The organism is Actinoalloteichus spitiensis RMV-1378 (assembly GCF_000239155.1).
Lineage (GTDB): Bacteria > Actinomycetota > Actinomycetes > Mycobacteriales > Pseudonocardiaceae > Actinoalloteichus_B > Actinoalloteichus_B spitiensis.
This window is the reverse complement of the sequence record NZ_AGVX02000058.1, coordinates 1-2983: the sequence shown is the minus strand read 5'-3', so window position 1 is coordinate 2983 and position 2983 is coordinate 1. Positions and strand designations below refer to the sequence as shown.

Annotated in this window: 3 protein-coding genes; 2 read left to right on the top strand and 1 reads right to left on the bottom strand. The window is 72.8% G+C overall.

The features are described from left to right. Positions 1–259 (top strand): alpha/beta hydrolase (locus ACTIDRAF_RS26985; protein WP_211215258.1); only part of this gene is annotated, 259 nt, incomplete at its 5' end. Between the two features lie 70 nt (positions 260–329). Here the strand turns inward: ACTIDRAF_RS26985 and ACTIDRAF_RS0202975 are convergent. Next, positions 330–1757 (bottom strand): class II fumarate hydratase, encoded by a 1428-nt coding sequence (locus ACTIDRAF_RS0202975; RefSeq protein ID WP_016697233.1) that lies wholly within the window; start codon positions 1755–1757, stop codon positions 330–332. A gap of 224 nt (positions 1758–1981) precedes the next feature. On the opposite strand from ACTIDRAF_RS0202975, the gene ACTIDRAF_RS0202970 reads away from it, so the two are divergent. Next, a complete protein-coding gene (locus ACTIDRAF_RS0202970) occupies positions 1982–2974 on the top strand; it encodes an NAD(P)/FAD-dependent oxidoreductase (protein WP_016697232.1) in 993 nt (330 codons plus the stop codon). Positions 2975–2983: the final 9 nt, after the last annotated feature.

Here is a 2983-nt window from a genome sequence, read left to right as displayed (position 1 = left end):
GGTGCGGCCGGCGAACCCACCGAGGGAGCACCAGGTGAGCGGGACCCCGCCGGTGCTGGTGGCGACCAGCGCCCACGACCCGGCCACGCCCGCCCACTGGGCCGAGGCGCTGGCGGCCCAGTTCGAGGACGCCAGGCTGCTCACCTTCGACGGCGACGGCCACACCGCCGCGCTGAACTCCGGATGCGCCAGGGAGCACGAGGCCCGCTACCTGATCGACCTGGAGCTTCCACCAGCGGAGCTGGTCTGCCGGGACTGACCCCGAGACACGGCAGGCGGGGGCGGCGGTCCGGTTGCTCCCGGTCGCCGCGCCCCGCCACCCGCGATGATCAGCGTTCGCCGCCGCGCGCCATCCGCAGCACGTCCAGCGCGTCGTCCAGCTGCTCGGCGGTCAGCTTGCCCGAAGCGACGTGGCCGCGTTCCACCACCACGTCCTTGATCGTCTTGCGCTCCTTCAGCGACTGCTTCGCGATCGAGGCGGCCTCCTCGTAACCGAGGTAGCGGTTGAGCGGGGTCACCACCGACGGCGAGGACTCCGCGTACTCCCGTGCCCGCTCGCCGTCGGCCACGGCGCCGGCGACGACCTTGTCGGCGAGCAGCCGGGCCACGGCGGCCAGCAGCCGCGAGGACTCGAGCACGTTGCGGGCGATCACCGGCAGCATCACGTTGAGCTGGAAGTTGCCCTGCGAGCCGGCGAAGGCGACCGCAGCGTCGTTGCCGATCACCTGGGCGACGACCATCATCGTGGCCTCGGAGATCACCGGGTTGACCTTGCCCGGCATGATCGAGGAGCCCGGCTGGAGGTCCGGCAGCTGGAGTTCGGCCAACCCGGTCCGGGGGCCGGAACCGAGCCACCGCAGGTCGTTGGCGATCTTGAACAGGGACACCGCGACGGTCCGCAGCTGACCGGAGGTCTCCACCACGCCGTCCTGCGTAGCCTGCGCCTCGAAGTGGTCGCGCGCCTCCACCAGCGGCAGGCCGGTCACCTTCGCCAGCTCGGCCGAGACCGCCGCGCCGAACCCGGTGGGAGCGTTCAACCCGCTGCCCACGGCGGTGCCACCGATGGGCAGCTCACCGAGCCGGGGCAGGCTGGCGCGCAGCCGCTCCACGCCGTAGTTCACCTGGCTGGCCCAGGCCGCGGCCTCCTGCCCCAGGGTCACCGGCACGGCGTCCATCAGGTGCGTGCGGCCGGACTTGACGACCTCGGCCCATTCCTCGGCGCGCTTGCCGAGCACGGCGGCGAGGTGCTCCAGCGCCGGGATGACGTCGGTCACCACCGCCTCGGTGGCGGCGACCCGGATGGTGGTCGGGAAGGTGTCGTTGGAGGACTGGGAAGCGTTGACGTGGTCGTTGGGGTGCACGTCCCGCCCGAGGGAACGGGTGGCCAGGGTCGCGATCACCTCGTTGGCGTTCATGTTCGACGAGGTGCCGGAGCCGGTCTGGAAGACGTCGATGGGGAAGTGCTCGTCGTGACGTCCCTCGGCGACCTCGTCGGCTGCCGAGGCGATCGCCGCGGCGAGGTCGGCGTCCAGCACGCCGAGCCGGGCGTTCACCCGGGCGGTGGCGGCCTTGAGCAGCCCGAGAGCCCGGATCTGCGACCGCTCCAGCCCACGCCCGGAGATGGGGAAGTTCTCCACCGCGCGCTGCGTCTGCGCGCGCCACAGCGCGTTCGCCGGCACCCGGACCTCGCCCATGGTGTCGTGTTCGATGCGGTATTCGCCGTCCGCTGCCGGAGCGCCACTCTGCTGCTCTGTCATGGCTCCTGTTTGTACCGGTTCGCCTGGGCCCGGGGCACCGCGACCTGGGACACATCACCGGTGCCCTTCGCCACACGCCGTCGCCTCCGGAGGTGGCGGCGCGCGCGCCCGTCACCGACGGCATGGATCACCTGGCAAGGCGTAAGCTCGGAGTGGACGAACCCCGTACCCGGACCCAACCGTGACGGAGGCGAACCGCGTGGACTCACGAGCCGGCGCCCGCCATGGCGCCTGACACCACTGAGGACGTCGATCTGGTGGTCGTGGGCGCCGGGCCGGTCGGCCTGTACGCCGCCTACTACGCCGGCTTCCGGGAGCTGACGGTGGCGGTGGTCGACTCCCTCCCCGAGCCGGGCGGGCAGGTCACCGCCATGTACCCCGAGAAGCTGATCTACGACGTGGCCGGCTTCCCCGAGGTCCGGGGACGCGACCTGGTGGAGGCGCTGGTCGCGCAGGCCAACCGGTGGAACCCGACCTACCTGCTGGGCCGGCAGGCCAGGACGGTGACCGACCGGGAGGACGGTCGGGTCGACGTCGGTCTCGGCGACGGGGCCGTCATCCGGGCGTCGGCGGTGCTCGTCACGGCCGGGATGGGGGAGTTCCGCCCCCGCCCGTTGCCGGCGGGCGAGGGCTGGCTCGGACGCGGGGTGGTGCACTTCGTCCCGCGCCTCGCGGCGCACACCGGTGAACGGGTGCTGGTGGTGGGCGGTGGCGACTCGGCCTTCGACTGGGCCGCGGCCTTGCACCCCTTCGCCGCCGAGGTCACCCTGGCCCACCGGAGGGCGCGGTTCCGGGCGCACCCGGCGAGCGTGACCCGGGTGCGTGAGCTGGGCATCCCGGTGCTCACCGAGGTGGAGGTGGCCGCGCTCGTCGGCGGCGACGAAGGCGCCCTGCGCGGTGCCGAACTGCGGTCCTCCGACGGCTCCACCCGGGTGCTGCCCGTCGACACGGTCGTCGCCGCGTTGGGGTTCCTCGCCGACCTGGGACCCGTCGCCGAGTGGGGGCTGCGGCTGGACAAGCGGATGATCGGGGTGGACAGCACCATGCGGACCAGCCGGGACCGGGTCTACGCGGCCGGGGACATCGCGGGCTATCGGGGGAAGGTCAAGCTGATCGCCACCGGGTTCGGTGAGGCGGCCACGGCGGTGAACAACATCGCGGTGCTGCTGGACCCCGAGGCGCACCTCTTCCCCGGGCACTCCAGCGACGGCGGCTGACGCGGTCAG